The sequence below is a fragment of the Sulfitobacter sp. 1A10359 genome (assembly GCF_043558145.1).
Classification (GTDB): domain Bacteria; phylum Pseudomonadota; class Alphaproteobacteria; order Rhodobacterales; family Rhodobacteraceae; genus Sulfitobacter; species Sulfitobacter faviae.
Genome location: NZ_JBIFGB010000003.1, coordinates 503,356 through 525,170 on the forward strand (window position 1 = coordinate 503,356; position 21,815 = coordinate 525,170).

17 protein-coding genes and 2 tRNA genes are annotated in these 21,815 nt (G+C 61.9%); 12 read left to right on the forward strand and 7 right to left on the reverse strand.

Going from position 1 to position 21,815, the window contains the following annotated elements:
• Positions 1-2: 2 nt before the first annotated feature.
• Both petB and ACGYK2_RS10845 read left to right on the forward strand, forming a co-directional pair.
• Positions 3-1,346, forward strand: coding sequence for a cytochrome b (petB, locus tag ACGYK2_RS10840; RefSeq protein WP_067265773.1), 1,344 nt, complete (start codon positions 3-5; stop codon positions 1,344-1,346).
• 11 nt (positions 1,347-1,357) lie between these two features.
• Complete coding sequence (locus ACGYK2_RS10845) at positions 1,358-2,752, forward strand: cytochrome c1 (protein WP_271688724.1); 1,395 nt, start codon at positions 1,358-1,360, stop codon at positions 2,750-2,752.
• Between the two features lie 257 nt (positions 2,753-3,009).
• On the opposite strand, the gene mtaB is transcribed toward ACGYK2_RS10845, so the two are convergent.
• Together mtaB and dapF are read right to left on the reverse strand one after the other, a co-directional pair.
• Positions 3,010-4,263 carry a tRNA (N(6)-L-threonylcarbamoyladenosine(37)-C(2))-methylthiotransferase MtaB gene (gene mtaB / locus ACGYK2_RS10850; RefSeq protein WP_271688725.1) on the reverse strand — a complete coding sequence of 418 codons (1,254 nt, stop codon included), beginning with the start codon at positions 4,261-4,263 and terminating at the stop codon, positions 3,010-3,012.
• The gene (gene dapF, locus ACGYK2_RS10855; protein ID WP_271689908.1) at positions 4,260-5,093 is read right to left on the reverse strand and encodes a diaminopimelate epimerase; all 834 of its coding nucleotides are present in this window, start codon (positions 5,091-5,093) and stop codon (positions 4,260-4,262) included. Before dapF ends, mtaB begins: the two co-directional genes overlap by 4 nt.
• Positions 5,094-5,197: 104 nt before the next feature.
• Here dapF and ACGYK2_RS10860 point away from each other — a divergent pair.
• Positions 5,198-5,273: transfer RNA gene (locus ACGYK2_RS10860), tRNA-Lys, on the forward strand.
• Between the two features lie 64 nt (positions 5,274-5,337).
• Here ACGYK2_RS10860 and ACGYK2_RS10865 read toward each other — a convergent pair.
• From ACGYK2_RS10865 to ACGYK2_RS10880, 4 genes are read right to left on the reverse strand one after another with little or no spacing between them, the layout of a single operon-like run.
• Positions 5,338-6,186: an ABC transporter permease gene (locus ACGYK2_RS10865; RefSeq protein WP_271688726.1), complete on the reverse strand. Its 849-nt coding sequence runs from the start codon at positions 6,184-6,186 to the stop codon at positions 5,338-5,340.
• A 4-nt stretch (positions 6,187-6,190) separates the two neighbouring features.
• Positions 6,191-7,420 (reverse strand): ABC transporter permease, encoded by a 1,230-nt coding sequence (locus ACGYK2_RS10870; RefSeq protein ID WP_271688727.1) that lies wholly within the window; start codon positions 7,418-7,420, stop codon positions 6,191-6,193.
• Between the two features lie 60 nt (positions 7,421-7,480).
• Positions 7,481-8,524, reverse strand: a complete 1,044-nt coding sequence (locus ACGYK2_RS10875; protein WP_067265759.1) for an ABC transporter substrate-binding protein — start codon at positions 8,522-8,524, stop codon at positions 7,481-7,483.
• 59 nt (positions 8,525-8,583) lie between these two features.
• A complete protein-coding gene (locus tag ACGYK2_RS10880) occupies positions 8,584-9,675 on the reverse strand; it encodes an ABC transporter ATP-binding protein (protein WP_271688728.1) in 1,092 nt (363 codons plus the stop codon).
• Between the two features lie 249 nt (positions 9,676-9,924).
• On the opposite strand from ACGYK2_RS10880, the gene ACGYK2_RS10885 reads away from it, so the two are divergent.
• The 3 genes from ACGYK2_RS10885 to ACGYK2_RS10895 all read left to right on the forward strand — a co-directional run bounded on the left by ACGYK2_RS10885 (position 9,925) and on the right by ACGYK2_RS10895 (position 11,776).
• Positions 9,925-11,007, forward strand: coding sequence for an NAD(P)/FAD-dependent oxidoreductase (locus ACGYK2_RS10885; protein ID WP_271688729.1), 1,083 nt, complete (start codon positions 9,925-9,927; stop codon positions 11,005-11,007).
• Between the two features lie 118 nt (positions 11,008-11,125).
• Positions 11,126-11,305 carry a hypothetical protein gene (locus ACGYK2_RS10890; protein ID WP_067265753.1) on the forward strand — a complete coding sequence of 60 codons (180 nt, stop codon included), beginning with the start codon at positions 11,126-11,128 and terminating at the stop codon, positions 11,303-11,305.
• Positions 11,306-11,380: 75 nt separating this feature from the next.
• A complete protein-coding gene (locus tag ACGYK2_RS10895) occupies positions 11,381-11,776 on the forward strand; it encodes a PleD family two-component system response regulator (protein WP_271688730.1) in 396 nt (131 codons plus the stop codon).
• A 93-nt stretch (positions 11,777-11,869) separates the two neighbouring features.
• On the opposite strand, the gene ACGYK2_RS10900 is transcribed toward ACGYK2_RS10895, so the two are convergent.
• Positions 11,870-11,955, reverse strand: a tRNA-Leu gene (locus tag ACGYK2_RS10900).
• Positions 11,956-12,123: 168 nt separating this feature from the next.
• Between ACGYK2_RS10900 and ACGYK2_RS10905 the strand changes: the two genes are divergently transcribed.
• The 6 genes from ACGYK2_RS10905 to mtgA all read left to right on the forward strand — a co-directional run bounded on the left by ACGYK2_RS10905 (position 12,124) and on the right by mtgA (position 21,795).
• Positions 12,124-13,110 (forward strand): complex I NDUFA9 subunit family protein, encoded by a 987-nt coding sequence (locus ACGYK2_RS10905; protein WP_271688731.1) that lies wholly within the window; start codon positions 12,124-12,126, stop codon positions 13,108-13,110.
• A complete protein-coding gene (locus ACGYK2_RS10910; protein WP_271688732.1) occupies positions 13,110-13,916 on the forward strand; it encodes an undecaprenyl-diphosphate phosphatase in 807 nt (268 codons plus the stop codon). Before ACGYK2_RS10905 ends, ACGYK2_RS10910 begins: the two co-directional genes overlap by 1 nt.
• Positions 13,917-14,075: 159 nt before the next feature.
• Entirely contained in the window at positions 14,076-15,509 is a 1,434-nt protein-coding gene (locus ACGYK2_RS10915) for an NAD(P)-dependent oxidoreductase (RefSeq protein WP_271688733.1), read from the forward strand.
• A 163-nt stretch (positions 15,510-15,672) separates the two neighbouring features.
• Positions 15,673-20,205, forward strand: coding sequence for a glutamate synthase large subunit (gene gltB / locus ACGYK2_RS10920; protein ID WP_271688734.1), 4,533 nt, complete (start codon positions 15,673-15,675; stop codon positions 20,203-20,205).
• A 149-nt stretch (positions 20,206-20,354) separates the two neighbouring features.
• Positions 20,355-21,059 carry an SGNH/GDSL hydrolase family protein gene (locus ACGYK2_RS10925; protein WP_271688735.1) on the forward strand — a complete coding sequence of 235 codons (705 nt, stop codon included), beginning with the start codon at positions 20,355-20,357 and terminating at the stop codon, positions 21,057-21,059.
• A 7-nt stretch (positions 21,060-21,066) separates the two neighbouring features.
• Positions 21,067-21,795, forward strand: a complete 729-nt coding sequence (gene mtgA, locus ACGYK2_RS10930; protein WP_168612441.1) for a monofunctional biosynthetic peptidoglycan transglycosylase — start codon at positions 21,067-21,069, stop codon at positions 21,793-21,795.
• Positions 21,796-21,815: the final 20 nt, after the last annotated feature.

Below are 21,815 nucleotides of genomic sequence, written 5' to 3' on the forward strand. Positions count from 1 at the left end.
AGATGTCTGGAATTCCTCACGACCATTACGAGCCGAATTCGAACGGCGAAAAGTGGCTGCACCGCCGCCTTCCCATCGTTGGCCTGTTGTACGACACATTGATGATCCCCACGCCCAAGAACCTGAACTGGATGTGGATCTGGGGCATCGTGCTGACTTTCTGTCTGGCACTGCAGATCATCACCGGCATCGTTCTGGTGATGCACTACACGCCGCATGTCGATCTGGCCTTCTCGTCGGTTGAGCACATCATGCGCAACGTGAACGGCGGCTATATGATCCGCTATCTGCATATGAACGGCGCGTCGCTGTTCTTTATCGCGGTCTATGCGCATATTTTCCGTGGTCTCTACTATGGCTCCTATAAAGCCCCGCGTGAGATCACATGGATCATCGGCATGTTGATCTATCTGCTGATGATGGCCACCGGCTTTATGGGCTACGTTCTGCCTTGGGGTCAGATGTCCTTCTGGGGCGCGACCGTGATTACCGGCCTCTTTGGCGCGGTGCCCTTCGTCGGTGAAACACTGCAGACATTCCTGCTGGGTGGACCTGCCGTTGATAACGCGACGCTGAACCGCTTCTTCTCGTTGCACTATCTGCTGCCCTTCGTAATTGCGGGCCTTGTGGTTCTCCACATCTGGGCCTTCCACACGACCGGCAATAACAACCCCACCGGGGTCGAAGTGCGCCGCACCTCGAAGGAAGACGCCAAGAAAGACACGCTGCCGTTCTGGCCCTACTTCGTGATCAAGGACTTGTTCGCGCTGGCCGTGATCCTGACGCTGTTCTTCGCGGTTGTTGGCTTCATGCCGAACTATCTGGGCCACCCGGACAACTACATCGAAGCCAACGCTCTGGCGACGCCTGCACACATCGTGCCGGAATGGTACTTCCTGCCTTTCTACGCGATCCTGCGGGCCTTCACCTCTGAGGTTTGGGTTGTGCAGATCGCGTCCTTCGTGACCGGTGGCATCATCGACGCCAAGTTCTTCGGCGTGCTGGCGATGTTCGGTGCGATTGCCGTGATGGCGCTGGTGCCATGGCTGGACACATCCTCTGTACGTTCGGGCCGGTATCGTCCGATGTTCAAATGGTGGTTCGCTCTGCTGGTGATCGACTTCTTCGCCCTGATGTGGCTGGGTGCGATGCCCGCAGAAGAGCCCTATGCGAGCTTCTCACTGATCGCTTCGGCCTATTGGTTCGCCTACTTCCTCGTGATCCTGCCCCTCTTGGGCGTGATCGAGAAGCCGCTGGCGCAGCCTGAAACCATCGAAGCCGACTTTGACGCGCATTACGCGCCGAAGGCAGGCGGCACCAAGACGCTTGTGAACCCGGCGGAATAAGGATCATGACCATGATGAAGACCAACCTCCTTTCTGCCGTGGTAACTCTGGGCCTTGCCCTGCCGGGGACGGCGGTGCTGGCGCAGGACACAGCGACAGAAGAAGAACTGCTAACAACTCCGGCGGAAACGCCGGAGGCCGAAGCCGAAACCGCGCCTGCTGAAGCGCCAGCGGCGGAAGAGGCACCTGCTGAAACTGACGCGCCCGCAGCCGAACCCGAGGTCGACGCGGCCCCGGCTGACGAACCCGCGGTTGAGGCAGCCCCTGCTGAGGACACCGCAACCGAAGAGGCACCTGCTGCCGAGGCTCCGGTTGATGACGCACCAACTGAAGAGGCGACAACCGAAGAAGCTCCGGCTGAAACGGCGCCTGCCGAGGAAGCACCAGTAGCGGAAGAGGCCCCGGCCGAAGAAACCGCCACTGAGGATGCTGCCACCGAGGAAGCGCCCGAAGAGGTTTCTGCCGAAGACGCCGAAGAAGCGCCTGCCGAGGAAGTCGAAGCCACGGACGAAGCGCAATCGACAGCCGAGGAAAACGCTGAAAACGAAGTGATCGCCGAAGACGATGTTGCCGGTCAGGCGCATAGTGATGACCCCAACGTGGGTGTCATGGAAGCGGAAGACCACGGCGAGGAAACTGCCGCTGAAGATCACGCCGGTGACGACGATCAGGGTGACGATTCCCACGCCACACCGCATATCGACAACATCGATTTCTCTTTCGATGGTCCGTTCGGCGGTTACGACGTAAACCAGCTCCAGCGCGGTCTGCAGATCTACACCGAGGTTTGCGCGGCCTGCCACGGTCTGGAGTATGTCGCGATGCGGACATTGTCGGACGAAACCGGTCCGAACATGCCCGAAGAGCAGGTGATCGAATACGCCAAAGGCTATGACGTCTATGACGCCGAGCTGGACGACACCCGCCCCGGCACCCCGGTTGACCACTTCCCCGGCTCCAACCTGCCGAACGCACCTGACCTCTCGCTGATGGCCAAGAAACGCGCCGCGTTCCACGGCCCCTACGGTTTGGGCATCAACCAGTTCCTCAAAGGGATCGGCGGGCCGGAGTATATCACCGCACTTCTGGCCGGCTACACAGGCGAAGAGAAAGAGCAAGCGGGCACGGTTCTTTATGAGAACACTGTCTTCCCGGGCGGCTGGATCGCCATGGCGCCCCCGTTGTCGGATGAGCTGGTCGAGTTCGCGGATGAGCATGCCAACGACGTGCAGCACATGGCCGAAGATGTCTCTGCCTTCCTGATGTGGACCGCCGAGCCCAAGCTGGGCGCGCGCAAGCAGGCTGGCTTTGCCGGGGTCGTGCTGTTGGGTCTGTTGTCGGTGCTGCTGTACCTGACCAACAAAAAGCTCTGGGCACCGGTCAAGAACCGTCGCAAGGACGGCTGATCGGGCCACGGCTTTTGGAAATGAGAAGGGCGTCGGGAAACCGGCGCCCTTTTGCTTTTTTGGCCATGCGTAATGGTGGCGGCCATTTGGCCTAAAACCTCTCAACAGGGTCCGCCCGGTGGCACACCGGGCATCGCCCTCCTTCCCCCCGGAGGGCGATTTGGCGAGGTTTCATGATGCGGCGTTGTTTCGAGTACGGCAGCCGTTCCGACCACAGCCTCGTTCCATCGCCCCCAGGGAGGGCGATGCCCTGCGCGCTAGGCGGTCAGCTGCGTGCCTGAAGTCCCGGTAATCTCGGTCCGCACGATCTCGCCCTCGACCTGTGACGCGGCAAAACTCACCTCGGTGAACTGCGCCGTGCGCCCCATGTGAGGGTTCTCCATCAGCACATCGTGCGTGCGTCCGACTTGCGCCTCCAAATGCCGTTGCACTTGCCGTTCTCCTGCCGCGCGCAGCCGTGCCGCGCGGGTTTTAATCGCAGCACCGTTCACCGCGGGCATCCGCGCCGCGGGGGTGCCGGGGCGGGCGGAATAGGGGAAGACATGCAGCCATGTCAGGTCACATTCCTCGACCAGTTTCATCGAGTTTTCGAACATCGCTTCGGTCTCGGTCGGGAAACCGGCGATGATGTCGGCACCAAAGGTCATGTCGGGACGCAGGGCGCGGGCCTCTTGGGCGAAACGGATCGCGTCGTCGCGTAGATGGCGGCGCTTCATGCGCTTGAGGATCATGTCGTCGCCATGCTGCAACGACAGGTGCAGATGCGGCATCAGGCGTGGCTCGGTGGCGATGGCCTGCATCAGGTTTTCATCCACCTCAATCGAATCGATCGAGGAAATCCGCAAGCGCGGCAGATCGGGCACCAGACGCAAGATTCGCATCACCAGATCGCCGAGTTTCGGTGTGGCGGGTAGGTCAGCGCCCCAGGAGGTCAGATCGACCCCGGTCAGCACCACCTCGTTAAAACCCTTGTCCACCAACCGCTTGATTTGGTCCACCACGACCCCTGCGGGGACCGAGCGGGAATTGCCGCGACCGTAAGGAATGATGCAGAAGGTGCAGCGGTGGTCGCAGCCGTTTTGCACCTGCACATAGGCCCGGCTGCGGGTGCCGAACCCGTCGATCAAATGGCCCGCCGTTTCGGTCACGGACATGATGTCGTCGACCTGCACAGTCTCGGTCTCGCCGATGAAATCGGCGGCCATGCCCTGCCATGTCGCGCCTTGCATCTTTTCGGTGTTGCCGATCACGGCATCGACCTCAGGCATGGCGTTAAAGGTCTCGGGCTCGGTCTGGGCCGCGCAGCCGGTCACGATCAGCCGCGCCCCGGGATGCGCCTTACGCAGCTTGCGGATGTCCTGCCGTGCCTTGCGGACCGCCTCGGCCGTGACCGCGCAGGTGTTGACGACCACGGCGTTCTCCAGCCCCGCCTGTTCGGCGAGTTCCTTCATCGCCTCGGTCTCATAGGCGTTGAGGCGGCAGCCCATGGTGCTGAAAATCGGGGCGCTCATGTCAGGCTCTCCAGAAATGCGGGGGTGAGGGTGCCGGAAAAGACATGCATCGTCGGTCCGGTCATCCAGACGCCATCCTCGCGCCAGTCGATATGCAGCGTGCCCCCGTCGAGGTCGATGCGCACGGCGCGGCCCGTGAGGCCCCGGCGCGCGGCGGCTACGGCGGTGGCGCAGGAGGAGGAACCCGAGGCCAGCGTTACGCCGACGCCACGCTCCCAGACGCGCATGCGGATATGGTCCGGCCCGACGATCTGCGCGACCTGCACGTTGGTGCGCTCAGGGTAGAGCGGGTCATGCTCGGCGCGGGGGCCGAGGTCGGAGAGGTTCACGGTCTCGGCATCCGCGACGAAGAAGGTGCAATGCGGGTTGCCCATGCCGGTCGCTGTCGGATCGCCGTCGATCGGCAGGTGCAGCGTGTCCATCTCGCGCGCCAGCGGCACCTCGTCCCACTTTAGCTGCGGGTGGCCCATGTTGACCGAGGTCAGGCCACCCCCGGCGTCTTTCGCTGCCAGATCGCCGCGTGCTGTAGTCAGATGCAGCGAATCGCGGCCTGTGTCGTCCATCAGATAGCGCGCGATGCAGCGGGTGGCGTTGCCGCAGGCGGCAGAAAGGGAGCCGTCGCTGTTGTAAAAGGTCAGATGCGCGTCGCCCGTCCCGCGCGTGATCACCGCAAGCTGATCGAATCCCACGCCAAATTGCCGGTGCCCGATGGCCTGTGCCATCGCCGGGGTCACGTCGATTCCTTCCGCGCGTGCATCAAACACGACGAAGTCATTGCCAAGCCCATGCATCTTCATGAAGGGCAAACCGGGGGTCTGATCGCTGTACATTCGGCGCATATAACCCCGGCATGAAAACTAATCCAGCATCTCGCAAGATTTTCGTAATTAAGGGCTTGACCCTGCCGCCCGTAATTTCTAGTTACCCGCCTAGTGGGCCGTTAGCTCAGTTGGTAGAGCAACTGACTTTTAATCAGTAGGTCGATGGTTCGAACCCATCACGGCTCACCACTCACCCCCCCCTCCTAAATGGTTATGGATCAGGTGTTTGGTGCCGCCCCCCGGGCGGTTTTGCCTATTCCTGACCGCGCAGCCGGGCCGAGCGTCGGCGCAGGGCTTCCAGCACAAAAAGCATCGTCGCCGAGAGCACCACCAGCAGCGTCGCCACCGCCAGAATCGTCGGGTTGATCTGCTCGCGCAGACCCGAGAACATCTGCCGCGGAATCGTGCGCTGCTCTGGCCCTGCGAGGAAGAGCACCAGCACCACCTCATCGAAAGACGTGACAAAGGCAAAAAGCCCGCCCGAAATAACGCCGGGGCGGATGAGCGGAATCACCACGTCCCAGAACACCTTGATCGGCGAGGCGCCAAGGCTCAGCCCTGCGACAAAGAGCGAGCGGTCAAAGCCGCTGAGCGTGGCGGTGACGGTGATGATGACAAAGGGCACGCCAAGCGCGGCATGGGCGATGATCAGCCCGGTGAAGGTGCCGACGAGATTGAACTGCGTGTAGAAAAAGAACATCCCCGCCGCGATGATGATCAGCGGCACAATCATGGGCGACAGCAGCAACGCCGTGATCACCCGTTTGAATGGCATCCAAGGCGAGGCGAGGCCCACCGCCGCCAGCGTGCCCAGCACGGTGGCGATGCTGGCCGCCGCGATGCCGATGACGAAGGAGTTGCGGATCGCGATGCGCCATTTCTGATCATCGACGATCTCCTGATACCAGCGCGTCGAATAGGCGTCCGGATCGAGCGAGAGCATCCCTTGGGTGAAGGTAAAGAAGGGCTCGGCGTTGAACGACAGCGGCATGATGACGAGGATCGGCAGCATCAGGAAGATCAGCACCAGACCCGCCATGACGCGCAGCCCGTAGTGGCCCGCCTTGTGCCAGATCGTGTAATAGTCGGGCAATGGGCTCATGGTGTCATCCCAGCTTGAGGTTGTCGGTGCCGACGAAACGGTCGAACAGCCAGTAGAGAACGAGGATCAGGATTAGCAGGAGCGAGCCAAGCGCCGCCGCCAGTTCCCAGTTGTTCGAGACCTGCATGTGGAAAGCGATGATGTTCGAGATCATCTGCCCGTCGGTGCCGCCGACCAGCGCAGGCGTGATGTAGTAGCCGACCGAGATGATGAAAACCAAAAGCGCCCCCGCAGAGAGACCCGGCAGGCTCATCGGCAGGTAGATTTTGTACCACGCGCCGATGGGGTTCGACCCCATCGAGATCGCCGCGCGCATGAAGCTCGAATCAATCCCGCGCATCACCGCGTAGAGCGGCAGCACCATGAAGGGCAGCAGGATGTGGGTCATGGCGAGGATGGTCGAGAACTCGTTGTAGAGCAGCTCTATCGGCTCGTTGATCAGCCCGGCCCAGAGCAGAGAGGAGTTCACCACGCCCCCGGCTTGCAGCAGCGCGATCCACGCGGTGGTGCGCACCAAGAGCGAGGTCCAGAAGGGCAGCAGGACAAAGACCATCAGGAAGTTCGCCGTCGCGGGGCTGGCCTGCGACATGTAGAAGGCCAGCGGATAGCCCAGCAGCATCGTCAGCCCGGTGATGATCAGCGCCATCTTCAGCGTCTTTGTGTAGAGCTGTTTGTAGATCTGTGTGTCGCGTTGGACGATGTCCCCTTCGGAGTCGTATTCCATATCGACAGCGGTGAGGTAGTAGCTCGACGTATAGACCTGCCCGGCGCTGCGGATCGCGCGCCAAGTGGCGGGTTTGGCCCAACGGTCGTTCTTTTCCAGCAGCATCTCGGCGCCATTGGCGGCAAGCTCGGCATCCTCGACGCGGCGCAGGCCCCGGGCGGTGGATTTGATGACGCTCGACATGCCCGGCAGGGCGCGGTTGATCTCATCGGCGAACCTGCCGGAGGTGCGGTTGTTTGCCATGCGCTTCATGTCGATGGCCATTTGGGTGATGACCGCCGTGTCGGGCAGGCTTTCGCCCTCCCAGTCTTCGAGCATCTCCAGCGTTTCGGGCACCAGTTCGGCCACGGTGGGGTTGTAGACGCTGCGGAACAGCATCGTGGTGATCGGCGCGACAAAGGCGAAAAGGATGAAGAGCAGCAGCGGCACCACGAAAAGAAACGCCTGCAGGCGGCGTCTGCGCATTTGGCGACGGGCGTTGGCGGCGTCTTGGGAAGTGAGGCTGGACACGCGGTTACTCATCTATAGGGGTTGGGTGCCCCGCGCCCGGTCAGGCGCGGGGCGGGATGCTTATTGCAGCAGCCATTCGTTGAACTTCTCGCCCAACGTCTCGCCATAGTCGGCCCAGAAGATGCCATCGGCTTTGACGCCTTCGTCAAGATGCGCGGTGGGCAGGTCTTGTTTCACGTCCTCGGGCAGCAGCGCTTGGGCAGAGGCGCGGGTCGGGCCATAGGCCACGTCCTGCATCCCCGAGAGCGGCACGGTGCCTGTGGCGAACTTGATGAACTCCATCGCCTCTTCTTTCTTCTCGGTGCCCTTCATGATGGCCCAAACGTCGAGGTCATAGATGTGGCTGTCCCAGACGATCTCGAAGGGGGCGCCATCATCCTTGATCGCGGCGAAGATGCGGCCATTGGCGGATTGCACCATGGTCGCCCCACCGTCGTTCAGCAGAACGGGGGCCTGAGACCAGCTGTCGTACCAAGTGATGTCGTCCTTGATGGTGTCGAGTTTGGCAAATGCGCGTTTCTGCCCCTCTTCGGTGGCCAACACCTCATAGACCTCTTCCGGGGCGACGCCATCGGCCAGCAGCGCCCATTCCATGTTGACCTGAGGCCGCTTGCGCAGACCGCGTTTGCCGGGGAACGCCTCGGTATCAAAGAAGTCTTCGATGGTTTTGGGGCCTTCGCCGTTCTCGGTGTTTACGGCAAAGACGACGGACCACACGATATTGCCCACGCCGCATTCATTGGCCAGCGCGTCATCGATGAAGTCATCCGCCGCCGGGGTGCCATCGTCGCCATCGGGCAGAACCGATTGGTCGATCACTTCCAGATAGCCCTCGGCACAGGCGCGTTCGAGGTCGATCACCTCGATGTCGACGACATCCCACAGGATGTTGCCCGCCTCGACCTGCGCCTTCATCTCGGCCACGCCGCCGCCGTAGTCTTCGAACAGGATGTTGGTGCCGGATTTATCCATATAGGGTTGGATCATATGCTCCATCTGCGCGGCGCCGTAAGCCCCGCCAAAGGACGTCACCGTCAGATCCTCGGCCAAGGCGGGGCTGGCGATCAGCGCCGCGGTGGCCAGATAACTCAGATGCTTCTTCATCGGTCTCTCCTTGTCATGTCCAGGTTTTATGCGGGGCCCCGGTTTGCCCCCGGTCGCCCTTAATTGGCAAAGGCGATGCAGTCTTTCGTCAGGGACAACAGCTGCGCCGTCGCGCCCTCTTCGAACTCGGGCGCGGACAGGTCGTTGAGCACTTTGACGATAATGTCGGTGCCGTCCGGCAGGCGGAAATAATAGCGGATGAAATCGCCCACATAGATGCGCGTGACGAAAGTCGCCGTTAGCGCGTTGTCATGGGCATGGGTCGTGGGGTGAATGAACAGTTTCTCGGGACGGATCGAGACGCGGCATTGCGCGCCTTCGGTCAGCCCTTCGGAGGTTTGCGTGGTGATCGTGCCGGTATCGGTCTCGACTTTGGCGATCTGCCCTTCGATCCGGGTGACGCGGCCCTGCACGAAGTTGTTCTCGCCGATGAACTCGGCCACGAAGGCATTCACCGGGCGCTCGTACAATTCCGCGGGCGGGGCGCATTGCTGCACCACACCGTCGTTGAAGACGGCGATCCGGTCGGACATCGACAGCGCTTCGGTCTGGTCGTGAGTGACGTAGATGACGGTAAAGCCGATCTGCTTGTGCAGGCGGGTGATCTCAAACTGCATCTGCTCGCGCAGGTTCTTGTCGAGCGCGCCAAGAGGTTCGTCCATGAGAATGAGCGTCGGCTGGAAGATCATCGCGCGGGCCAGCGCCACGCGCTGCCGTTGCCCGCCCGAAAGCTGCCCGGGGCGACGGTCGCCAAAGGCGGAAAGCTCGACCAGCGACAGATACTCGGCCACACGCTCTTTGATATCCGCCTTGGACATTTTGCGCACGCTCAGCGGATAGGCGAGGTTTTCGGCCACGGTCATATGCGGGAACAGCGCGTAGTTCTGGAACACCATGCCGATGTTGCGCTTGTTCGGCGCGGTCTTGTTGATCGACCGGCCATTGATCGCGATATCGCCCGAGGTGACACTCTCAAACCCCGCCAGCATCATTAAGACGGTGGTTTTGCCCGAGCCCGAGGGGCCAAGAAGGGTGATGAACTCCCCCTCCTGCACATCCATGTCGAAGCCTTTGACGACGAGATTTTCCTGATCGTAGCTCTTCTTGACGTTATCGAAACGCAGAAAAGTCTCTGCTTTGGTGTCTTTCATTGTGTCGCGGCTCTCCCTGTCGCTGGGGGGAGTTAAACAGGTGCGATGATTCTAAACAATATGTTGCACCATTTAAGAGAATCGCGCCCTTCCCGGCGCTTATCGCATGGGCATTTAGCCCCCGGTGATGGCAGGATCGGCGGCTTTCGCCACGTTCGGCGAGAAATCGGTGATAGAGCACCTATGTAGAAAGCTGACCACGCGGGCAGACTGTCCGGCAGGCGAAACCGATCAAAAGGAGAGGCACCGATGGGCAAGCGTATCGCAATCGTAGGGGGCGGCTATCTGGGGGCCGAACTGGCCAAGGCGATGGACCAGATCGCCGAGGTGACCTTGATCGAGCCGCGCAGCCATTTCGTACATGCCTCCGCGATGATCCGCGCCGTGGTGCAGCCCAGTTTGGTTGAGGAATCGCTGATCCCCTATGACCGGTTGCTGAAGCGGGGTCGCGTTGTCGCGGCGCGGGCGACTGATGTCGATGGCGAGTGTGTCACGCTGGAGGACGGCACGCGGGTCGAGGCGGATTACATCGTCGTCGCCACCGGCTCGGACTATGCGACGCCGTTCAAGCCCAAGGGCGCAGATATCGACGGGCTGCGGGCCGCGAACCAAGAGACGCGTGAGAAGCTGCTGGCGGCTAAGACCGTAGGCATCATCGGCGCGGGCGCCGTCGGGGTCGAGCTTGCCGGTGAGATCGCCCATGCCATGCCCGACAAAGAGATCACCCTGATCACCAAAGACGACAAGCTTTTTGCCGGAAAGCCCGACAGCCTCGGCGCGTCGTTGAGCAGGAAGCTGAAACGCGCCGGGGTGGAGCTGATCCTTGGCAAGAAGGCCGAAGGGCTCGCCTCCCTGACAGAGCCACATGCGGGCAGCCTCACCCTCGACGGCGGGGCGGAGCGGAGATTCGATCTGATCTTCCCCGTCTTGGGCGCGCGCGCCGCGTCAGAATTGTTGAAGAACCTGCCCGGGGCCGAGGTCACCGCTGCGGAGCGGATCAAGACTGATGGCTATCTGCGCCCCTCATCCCTGCCCAATGTCTTTGCCGCGGGGGATGTGGCGGACCCCGGCGACAATATGACCATCGTTGCGGTCAGCCGGCAGTTGCCATGGCTGAGAAAGACCCTCACCGGGCTGATCACGGGCCGCAAGCTGGCGGATATGAAAACCTATCGCCCTTGGGGGGCAGAGGCGCCGATTCTGCTGCCCTTGGGGCCGGTGCGCGGCAATAGCTTTTTGATGCTCTTCACCGCGGGCGATTGGGTGACGCAAAAGATGAAGGGCGCGCATCTCTTTGTATCGAAGTACCAAAAGCTGCTGAACAGGCATTAGCCGCAGCCCGAGGGAGGGGCGCTCTATACCTAAGAATAGGGCGCTTATCCCGACGCCAGCAGGCATTGCGCGGCGAGATGTGTGAAGGTTGAGACAAGTCAACTCAGGAGCACAAGCCATGTCCATTCAGTTCAGCAACAGTTTCGACGCCGCCCAAGCCGTTAGCGAAATCACCCCGATCACCGCCTGCGTCAGCATGGGCAAATACGCGACCGCACAGGGGGAGCTTATCTGGCAAAGGGGTGAGATCGCCTGCGTGCGTTCCGACTCGGCGATGTTCGTCGGCAAACGCATTTAAGCATTCACGTCATATTAAGTCTCGCACCACTAGGGTGGCCCTTGGGGCGTGATTAAAAGTGTAAGGCGGGGCGTGATGAACTGGAATGCTATCGTTATCGACGATTCTGAAATCGCACGACAGTTCATCCAAGCGTCCCTCGCCGAGGTCGGGTTCTCATGCGTGGCAGATTATGGCTGCCCCGCCCAAGCTCTGGTCGCGCTGGCGCAGGAGCGGATCGCGACGGATGTCATCATCACCGATTTCATGATGCCCGCGATGGATGGGCTTGAGTTCTGTAGCCATGTCAGGGGCTTGCCGTTCTATCGGGGCATCCCGGTCGTCATGATCTCCACCCGGAAAGACGCCAATCTGCTGCGCCGCGCTTTGGCGGCGGGGGCAAGCGATTGTTTGAAAAAGCCTTTCAGCCTAGCCGAGCTTGCTGCGCGGCTACAGCTTTGCCTGCAAAATGCGGGTGTCCGCGTTCAATAGGGCCGTGCGTGACCGGCGGTCGCAGCGCCCCCGAGGGGGTAGCGTCTGGGCCGTTTAAGGCCTGATCTACAGTCAATCATCTGTCGGGGAATATGGTGCCCAGGAGAGGACTCGAACCTCCACACCGTTGCCAGTACTAGCACCTGAAGCTAGCGCGTCTACCATTCCGCCACCTGGGCACGTATCGTGTGGGGTGCTCTAAGGCTCAGCCGGGTGACTGTCAATCGCAATTTATACGAAAATCGGAAAATCCTGCCCGCGAGGCGCTGCAACCGGGGGTTTGGCCTTGTGACAGGGGCGGTGCGCGGGTACATCCTGTCAGAGAATTTATCTACAGGAGCGGCAGAATGTCTAAGCTGGTCACGATTTATGGCGGTTCGGGGTTTGTCGGACGCTATATCGCGTATCGCATGGCCAGAGCTGGTTGGCGGGTGCGGGTGGCGGTGCGCAATCCCAACGAGGCGCTCTTTGTGCGGACCTATGGTGTGGTCGGCCAGGTCGAACCTGTTTTGTGCAACATCCGCAACGATGGCTCCGTGGCCGACGCGCTGCGCGGCGCGGATGCGGTGGTGAACTGCGTTGGCATTCTGGTCGAGACCGGCAAGAACAGCTTTGACGCCGTCCAATCCGAAGGGGCCGAGCGTATCGCGCGCATGGCCGCCGCCGCAGGGATCGGTCATTTCGTGCATGTCTCTGCCATCGGCGCGGATATGGAGGCCGAGAGCGACTATGCCCGCACCAAAGGCGAGGGCGAGGCGGCCATTCTCAAACATATGCCCCATGCCGTGATCCTGCGACCCTCGATCATGTTCGGGCCAGAGGATGAATTCTTTAACCGTTTTGCAGGCATGACCCGCACCGGCCCGATCCTGCCGGTCGCCGGTGCCTCGACCCGGTTCCAGCCGGTGTTCGTCGATGACGTGGCCAAGGCGGCGGAAAAAGCACTGGAGGGGCAGGTCGCTTCGGGCGTCTATGAACTCGGCGGTCCCGATGTGGATACCTTCCGCGGGTTGATGCAGCGCATGCTCAAGGTGATTCACCGCCGTCGTTTGGTGCTCAACATGCCGTGGTTCCTCGCCAAGATCGTCGCCTTCGGGTTCGATATGGTGCAGACGGCTACCTTTGGGCTGTTCACCAACAAGATGCTGACCCGCGATCAGGTCAAGAACCTGCGCAAGGACAATGTCGTAGCGGAAGACGCGCGCGGCTTTGCCGAGCTTGGCATCACCCCAACCGCGATGGATGCGGTGCTCCCCGACTATCTCTGGCGGTTCCGGCCCTCGGGGCAATATGACGCCATCAAAGCATCGGCACGTAACCTGCGGCAGGGATAATGGAACAATCGACCACTCTGATCGCCGCCTTTCTGGGTTTGCTGGAGGGGCTGACAGAGTTCATCCCCGTATCTTCGACCGGGCATCTTTTGCTGGCCGGTCATTTTCTGGGTTTCGAAAGCGCCGGACGGACCTTTGAGGTCGTGATCCAATTGGGCGCGGTGCTGGCGATCCTGACGGTCTATTCCGCGCGGCTTTGGGCGGTCTTCTCGGCCGCGCCGCATGATCCGCAGGCGCGGCGGTTCATCTGGTCCGTGCTTCTGGCCTTTCTGCCAGCGGTCGTGATCGGCGTTTTGGCGCATGACTTCATCAAAACAGTCCTTTTCGAGACGCCCTTGCTGATTGCTGTCATGTTGGTACTGGGCGGGGTGGTCCTGCTGGTTGTAGACCGCATTGCTCCTGCGCCGACCCATTCCGACGCGACTAAGTTCCCGCTCTCGATGGCCTTCAAGATCGGCGTGATCCAATGCCTCGCCATGGTGCCGGGCACCTCACGTTCGGGGGCGACAATTGTTGGCGCCCTGTTGCTGGGCGCCAGTAAACGGGCGGCGGCGGAATTCTCCTTCTTTCTGTCGATGCCGACGATGGCGGGCGCTTTCGCCTATGACATCTACAAGAACCGCGATGTGCTGGATGCCTCGGCCATGGGCGAGATTGCCGTGGGCTTCGCCATGGCCTTTATCTCTGCCGTTTTCGTGGTGCGTTGGGTGCTCGATTACATCAGCCGCTATGGCTATGCGCTTTTCGGGTGGTGGCGAATCCTTGTGGGCGGGGTGGTTATCCTCGCACTTTGGGCTGGGTTTTAGTGGGTAGGTCCGCATCGGACCTTAAATGATGTATAAAAATAATGGCCGAGCCTCCTATTTGCTCGGAAAGAGGTAAATAGGTCAGCATTGCTGTCTTTTATTTACTTTGGCGCTCTCGTATACGAGCCTTCTGACGGAATTTGTCGAAGGAACGGGTATATGGCGAAGCAGGTCATGCTAAAATTTACAGACGTTGCGCGGGATATGCCCGAAAAACGCCCGCCCGATTTGCGCCGGACGGATTTCGATGAAATTTACGCCGAATATGCGGATGCCAAAGCGGCCGAGCAGTCGAGCCGGTGCAGCCAATGCGGCGTGCCCTATTGCCAAACCCATTGCCCTCTGCACAACAACATCCCTGACTGGCTGCGCCTGACTGCCGAGGGGCGTTTGCAAGAGGCCTATGAGATCAGCCAAGCGACCAATACCTTCCCCGAGATCTGTGGCCGTATCTGCCCGCAGGACCGCCTCTGCGAAGGCAACTGCGTGATCGAACAGTCGGGCCATGGAACCGTCACCATCGGCTCGATCGAGAAATACATCACCGACACCGCTTGGGAGCAGGGCTGGGTCAAACCCGCCGCCCCGCGCGAAGAGCGGCCCGAAAGTGTCGGCATCATCGGCGCGGGCCCGGGCGGTCTGGCGGCAGCGGATATGCTGCGCCGCGCGGGCGTGCAGGTCACCATCTATGACCGCTACGACCGGGCCGGCGGCTTGCTGACCTATGGCATTCCCGGCTTCAAGCTTGAGAAAGACGTGGTTGAACGCCGCAATGCGCAGTTGGCCGAAGGTGGCGTGACCTTTGAGTTGAATTGCGATGTCGGTGTCGACATCAGCTTTGGCGCGATCCGGGGCAAGCATGATGCCGTGATCATCGCGACCGGCGTCTATAAAACCCGTGAGATCGAAGCCCCCGGTGTGGGCGGATTCGGCGTGGAACGGGCGATCGACTTCCTCACCGCCTCCAACCGCAAGAGCTTTGGCGACACGGTCGAAGAATTCGAAAACGGCCGTCTGAACGCTGCGGGCAAAAAGGTTGTCGTGATCGGCGGCGGCGACACCGCGATGGACTGTGTGCGCACCTCGATCCGACAGGGCGCGGAAAGCGTCAAATGCCTCTACCGCCGCGACCGGGCCAATATGCCGGGCAGCCAGCGCGAAGTGCAAAACGCCGAAGAAGAAGGCGTGATCTTTGAATGGCTGAGCGCGCCCAAGGGCTTCGTCGGCGATCCGGTGACCGGCGTGATGGTGCAAAAGATGCGCCTCGGCGCGCCTGACGTGACGGGCCGCCAGTCGCCCGAGGTGATCGAAGGCGCCGACTATGTCGAAGAAGCCGACATGGTGATTATGGCCCTCGGCTTTGAGCCCGAAGACCTGCCGACGCTTTGGAACGAGCCGGAGCTGCCGGTCAACCGCTGGGGCACGATCAAGGCCGATTACGTCACCGGGGCGACCGCGCTCGACGGGGTCTATGCCGTGGGCGACATCGTGCGCGGGGCGAGCCTTGTGGTTTGGGCGATCAAAGACGGGCGCGACTGCGCGCAGGCGATCCTTGACGATTTCAACGGCGCACAGCGCATCGCGGCGGAGTGATGGTATCGGGGCGGCCTGCCGCCCCGCCCCCTGCGGCGCTGCCCGAGACCAAGAGTGAAATAGACGTGACGCCCGACGGCCCTGCCTTTGCCAGCGCGCACGAGAACAAAACCAAGGCCCAAGTCAAAGCAGGATTTGCGGCGTTTGTGGAAGGAACCAAGCCATGACCAAATATGATGACGCCTGGGTGGCCCGCGAAGAAGCCAAACGCGCGATGATGGCCGAAAAGGGCATGTATAGTTTCGAGGAAGAGCATTCCTCCTGCGGCGTGGGCCTTGTGGTCAACATCAATGGCGAGAAGACCCGCGAGGTTGTGGTCAATGGGATCAACGCGCTCAAGGCGATCTGGCACCGCGGCGCGGTCGATGCCGACGGCATGACCGGCGATGGCGCGGGCATTCATGTGCAGATCCCTGTGCCCTTCTTCTATGAACAAGTCCGCCGCACCGGTCACACCCCGCGTGAGGACGAGTTGATCGCCGTGGGCCAAGTCTTCCTGCCGCGCACCAATTTCGCCGCGCAAGAGACATGCCGGACCATCGTGGAGACCGAAGTTCTCCGCATGGGTTACTACATCTATGGCTGGCGGCATGTGCCGGTCGGCATCTCGGTGCTGGGTGAAAAGGCCAATGCGACCCGGCCCGAGATTGAGCAGATCCTGATCTCCAACGCCAAGGGCGTGGATGAAGAGACCTTTGAGCGCGAGCTCTACGTGATCCGCCGCCGCATTGAGAAAGCCGCCATCGCGGCGCAGGTGCCGCAGATGTATATCGCTTCGATGTCCTGCCGCTCGATCATCTATAAGGGCATGATGTTGGCCGAACAGGTGGCGGAGTTCTATCCCGACCTGAAAGACGACAAATTCATTAGCGCCTTCGCGATCTATCACCAGCGCTATTCCACCAACACTTTCCCGCAGTGGTGGTTGGCGCAGCCCTTCCGCATGTTGGCCCATAACGGTGAGATCAACACCCTCAAGGGCAATATGAACTGGATGAAGAGCCATGAGATCCGCATGGCGAGCGCGACCTTTGGCGAGATGGCCGAGGACATCAAGCCGATCGTGGCCTCCGGCTCCAGCGACTCCGCGGCGCTTGATTCCGTGTTTGAAGTGCTGGTGCGCGCGGGCCGCTCCGCGCCAATGGCCAAGACGATGTTGGTGCCGGAATCCTGGTCCAAACAGGCCGTGGAACTGCCGCAGGCATGGCGCGACATGTATTCCTATTGCAACTCCGTCATGGAGCCTTGGGACGGTCCCGCCGCCCTAGCGATGACCGATGGCCGCTGGGTCTGCGCCGGGCTTGACCGCAACGGGCTGCGCCCGATGCGCTATGTCGAAACCTCGGACGGCATGTTGATCGCCGGTTCCGAGGCCGGGATGGTGCCGCTGGACGAGGCGCGCGTCGTGGCCAAGGGCGCGCTTGGCCCCGGCCAGATCATCGCGGTGGATATGGCAGAGGGCAAACTCTTCCACGATACCGAAATCAAAGACAAACTAGCCGCCAACCAGCCCTTCGGCGAATGGGTCGGCAAGATCACCGAGATGGATGGTGTCCTTGCCGGTGTCACCGAAAAACCGCTGTTCGAAGGGGCCGAGTTGCGCCGCCGTCAGGTGGCCGCGGGCTATACCATCGAAGAATTGGAACAGATCCTCGCGCCGATGGCCGAAGACGGCAAGGAAACGCTGGCCTCGATGGGCGACGACACGCCTTCGGCGGTGCTCAGCGGCCAGTACCGCCCGCTGAGCCACTTCTTCCGCCAGAACTTCAGCCAAGTCACCAACCCGCCGATCGACTCCTTGCGCGAATTCCGGGTGATGAGCCTCAAGACACGGTTCGGCAACCTCAAGAACGTGCTCGACGAAGACAGCTCGCAGACCGAAATCATCGTGCTCGACAGCCCCTTTGTGGGCAACGCGCAGTTCGATGAGCTGATGGCCCAGTTCAAAGTGCATACCGTCACCATCGACTGCACCTTCGAGCCCGGCAACGGCAATCTGAGCGCCGGTCTGGCGCGCATCCGGGCCGAGGCGGAAGACGCCGTGCGCTCGGGCGCGGGGCATCTGGTGCTGACCGATCAGCACAGCGGTGCTGACCGCGTGGCGATGCCGATGATCCTCGCCACCAGCGCGGTGCACAGCCACCTCGTGCGCAAGGGGTTGCGGACCTTTACCTCGCTTAACGTGCGCTCTGCCGAATGTGTCGATCCGCATTACTTCGCCGTGCTGGTGGGCTGCGGTGCGACCGTGGTGAACGCCTATCTGGCCGAGGATTCCCTCGCCGACCGGATTGAGCGCGGGCTGCTGGACATGACCCTGACGCAGGCGGTGCAGAAATACCGTGAGGCGATTGACCAAGGTCTGCTCAAGATCATGGCGAAGATGGGGATTTCCGTGATCTCGTCCTATCGCGGTGGTCTGAACTTCGAGGCAGTGGGCCTGTCCCGTGCCATGTGTGCCGAGTATTTCCCCGGCATGACCAGCCGCATCTCAGGCATCGGTGTCGTCGGCATCCAGCGCAAGGCCGAGGAAGTCCACGCCAAGGGCTGGCAGGGCGACGGTGTCGTGATGCCCATCGGTGGCTTCTACAAGCTGCGCCGCTCGGGTGAGAAACACGCTTGGGAGGCGAGCAGCATGCACATGCTGCAAATGGCCTGCAACAAAGCGTCCTACCAGATGTGGCAGCAGTATTCGAAAAAGATGCAGAGCAATCCGCCGATCCATCTGCGCGACCTTTTGGACATCAAGCCGCGCGGCAACCCGGTGCCGTTGGAGGAGGTGGAAAGCATCACCTCAATCCGCAAGCGTTTCGTAACGCCGGGCATGTCGCTGGGGGCGCTGTCGCCTGAGGCGCATAAGACGCTGAACGTGGCGATGAACCGCATCGGGGCGAAGTCCGACAGCGGTGAGGGCGGCGAGGATCCGGCGCATTTCGTGCCGGAAGCCAATGGCGATAACCCGTCAGCCAAGATCAAGCAGGTTGCTTCGGGTCGCTTTGGCGTGACGGCAGAGTATCTCAACCAGTGTGAAGAGTTGGAGATCAAGGTCGCGCAGGGTGCCAAGCCCGGTGAGGGTGGCCAGCTTCCGGGCATGAAGGTCACCGACCTGATCGCGCGGCTGCGGCATTCGACGAAGGGGGTAACCCTGATTTCGCCCCCGCCGCACCATGATATCTACTCGATCGAAGACCTCGCGCAGTTGATCTACGACCTCAAGCAGATCAACCCGCGCTGCAAGGTAACCGTTAAGCTCGTCGCTTCGAGTGGTGTTGGTACAATTGCTGCCGGCGTAGCCAAGGCCAAGGCCGACATCATCCTGATCTCGGGCCACAACGGCGGCACCGGGGCATCGCCTGCGACCTCGATCAAATACGCGGGTCTGCCGTGGGAGATGGGCCTCACCGAGGCGCATCAGGTCCTGTCGATGAACAACCTGCGCGACCGGGTGACCCTGCGGACCGATGGCGGCCTGCGCACTGGGCGTGACATCGTCATGGCCGCGATGATGGGGGCCGAGGAATACGGCATCGGCACCGCCGCGCTCATCGCCATGGGCTGCATCATGGTGCGCCAGTGCCAGTCCAACACCTGCCCCGTCGGCGTCTGCACGCAGGACGAAGCGCTGCGCGGCAAGTTCACCGGCAATGCGGATAAGGTCGTGAACCTCATCACCTTCTACGCGCAGGAGGTGCGGGAAATCCTCGCCTCCATCGGGGCGCGCAGCCTTGATGAGGTCATCGGCCGTGCGGACCTGCTGACGCAGGTCAGCCGAGGCTCGGCGCACCTTGATGATCTCGACCTGAACCCGCTGTTGATCACCGTCGATGGCGCGAATGAGAACGTCTATGACCGCGACAAGCCGCGTCAGGTTGTGCTCGACACGCTGGACGCGCAGATCGTCCGCGATGCCGCGCGCTTCCTTGAGGACGGTGAGAAGATGCAACTGTCCTATGCCGTCCAAAACACGCACCGGACCGTCGGCACGCGGGTGTCGAGCCATATCGTCAAGCGCTTCGGGATGCGCAATTCGCTGCAACCGGATCACCTGACGGTGAAGCTGACCGGCTCGGCTGGGCAGTCACTGGGGGCCTTCGCCGCACCGGGGCTCAAGCTCGAAGTCTCGGGCGATGCCAATGACTATGTCGGCAAGGGTCTGTCGGGTGGCACGATCGTGGTGCGGCCTTCGATGGCAAGCCCCGTGGTGGCGTCGGAGAATACGATCATTGGCAACACGGTGCTCTATGGCGCGACGGCGGGATACCTCTTTGCCGCGGGCCGGGCGGGCGAGCGTTTCGCCGTCCGCAACTCGGGCGCGTATGTGGTGATCGAAGGCTGCGGCAGCAACGGGTGCGAATATATGACCGGCGGTGTGGCGGTGATCCTTGGTGAGATCGGCGCGAACTTTGCTGCCGGGATGACCGGGGGGATGGCCTATCTCTATGATCCCGAAGGCTCGGCCCATAAGTTGATGAATGCCGAGACCATCGTGACCTGCCCGGTCACCGTCGATCATTGGCTCGATCAGTTGCACGGTCTGCTGGAGCGCCATGTCGCCGAGACCAAGAGCCGCAAGGCCGCTGATATCCTTCAGCATTGGGAGACCGAGAAGCACAACTTCTTGCAGGTTTGCCCGAAGGAGATGTTGGTGCATCTGCCCGCGCCGCTCAGCGTGGAAGAAACCGCGGTTCCGGCGGAGTAATCTTTGCCCCGCGCGGCTCCGGTCGCGCGGGGAGGGCCATCGCCTACCCGTCCGGGCGGGCAGGCAATGGCCCGGCACCTACGGCTTGCTTCCGGGGCGGGGTGGTAGACGGGACGGGATGCGCTACTTCCTCCGCATCGGAGGACCCCATGCATAAAATCCTAGTCGCCCTCGCCCTAGTCACCGGCCTTGCCGCTTGCACCGACACCGCCCCGCGCGGCGGGGGTGACATCCTCATCTTGGGCGATTCCATCATGGCGTGGAACGGGGGCCGCGCCATCCCCGATGTCATCGCCAGTCAAACGGGCCGCAACGTCACCAGCCGCGCCGTGCCGGGCGCTCAGTTCGACAATGCCTCGACCGTGGCCTCCGCCGTCGGCTTTGACATCCAGCAACAGTTCCCCGGCGGACGCTGGAACTGGGTGGTGGTCAATGGCGGCGCGAATGACCTGAACGCCGATTGCGGCTGTGGCGCCTGCGGAGCCGCTGTCGATGCGCTGATTGCGCCGGATGGTCAAAGCGGCAGCATCCCTGCCTTCCTGCAACGCCTCCGCGCCCAGACCGGCGCGCAGGTCATGTGGATGGGCTATTACGCGGGCTCCGGTTCGGGCGCCTTCGCGGGCTGCCGTGATGATCTGGTCGAAATCGAATCCCGCATCGCCCGCTTCGCCGCGCGCCGCCCCGGGGTCCATTTCGTCGATTCCGAAGACGTGATCGACCGGGGGGATCGCGGGCTCTTCGCTCGCGACAACGTGCACCCCTCGGCCCGAGGCTCTGCCCGGATCGGGGCCTACCTCGCGCAAGAGATCACCGCGCGCGAGAGCCGTTCACAAAATCCCGCAGACGGCCTATAGCTGATCCATGGCGACACGGAAAAAGACCGCCCCCAAGGGTAAGAAATCGAGCAAGAGCAGCCCCTCGCTCAAGAAACGCGCGCGCCGTTGGGCCTTGCGCGCCCTGGCGCTGGCCTTTCTCTTGGCGGTGCTGTTGGTGCTGCTGTTCCGCTTCGTCAATCCACCCACGGGTTTCTACATGTTCTCGGAATCGCGCCGTTTGGGCGGGGTGCAGCGGGACTGGGTGCCGCTGGAACAGATCGCCCCCGTGATGGCCCGCGCCGCCGTGGCGGCGGAGGATGCGAATTTTTGCAACCACTGGGGTTTTGACATGCAGGCGATTCGTACCGCGATCGAGAACGGGTCGGCCCGCGGGGCCTCGACGATCAGCCAGCAGACGGTCAAGAACGTCTACCTCTGGCATGGCCGGTCGTGGCTGCGCAAAGCGCTTGAAGCCGGGATGACCCCGCTGGTCGAAACCCTCTGGCCCAAGCGGCGGATCATCGAGGTCTATCTGAATGTGGCCGAGTTTGACGAAGGTGTCTTTGGCGTTGGTGCGGCGGCGCCGCATTACTTTGGCGTCGCGGCGGCAGACCTGAGCGCCACGCAGGCCGCCCGCCTTGCCGCGATCCTGCCCGACCCGAAAGAGCGTTCCGCCTCGCGCCCCGGTGACTTTACCCGCAAGCGCACGGCCCAGATCATGGACGGGGCGGCGACCATCCGCGCGGACGGTCGCGCCGCCTGTTTCGAGAGTTGAAAATCCTCGCGCCAGCAGGC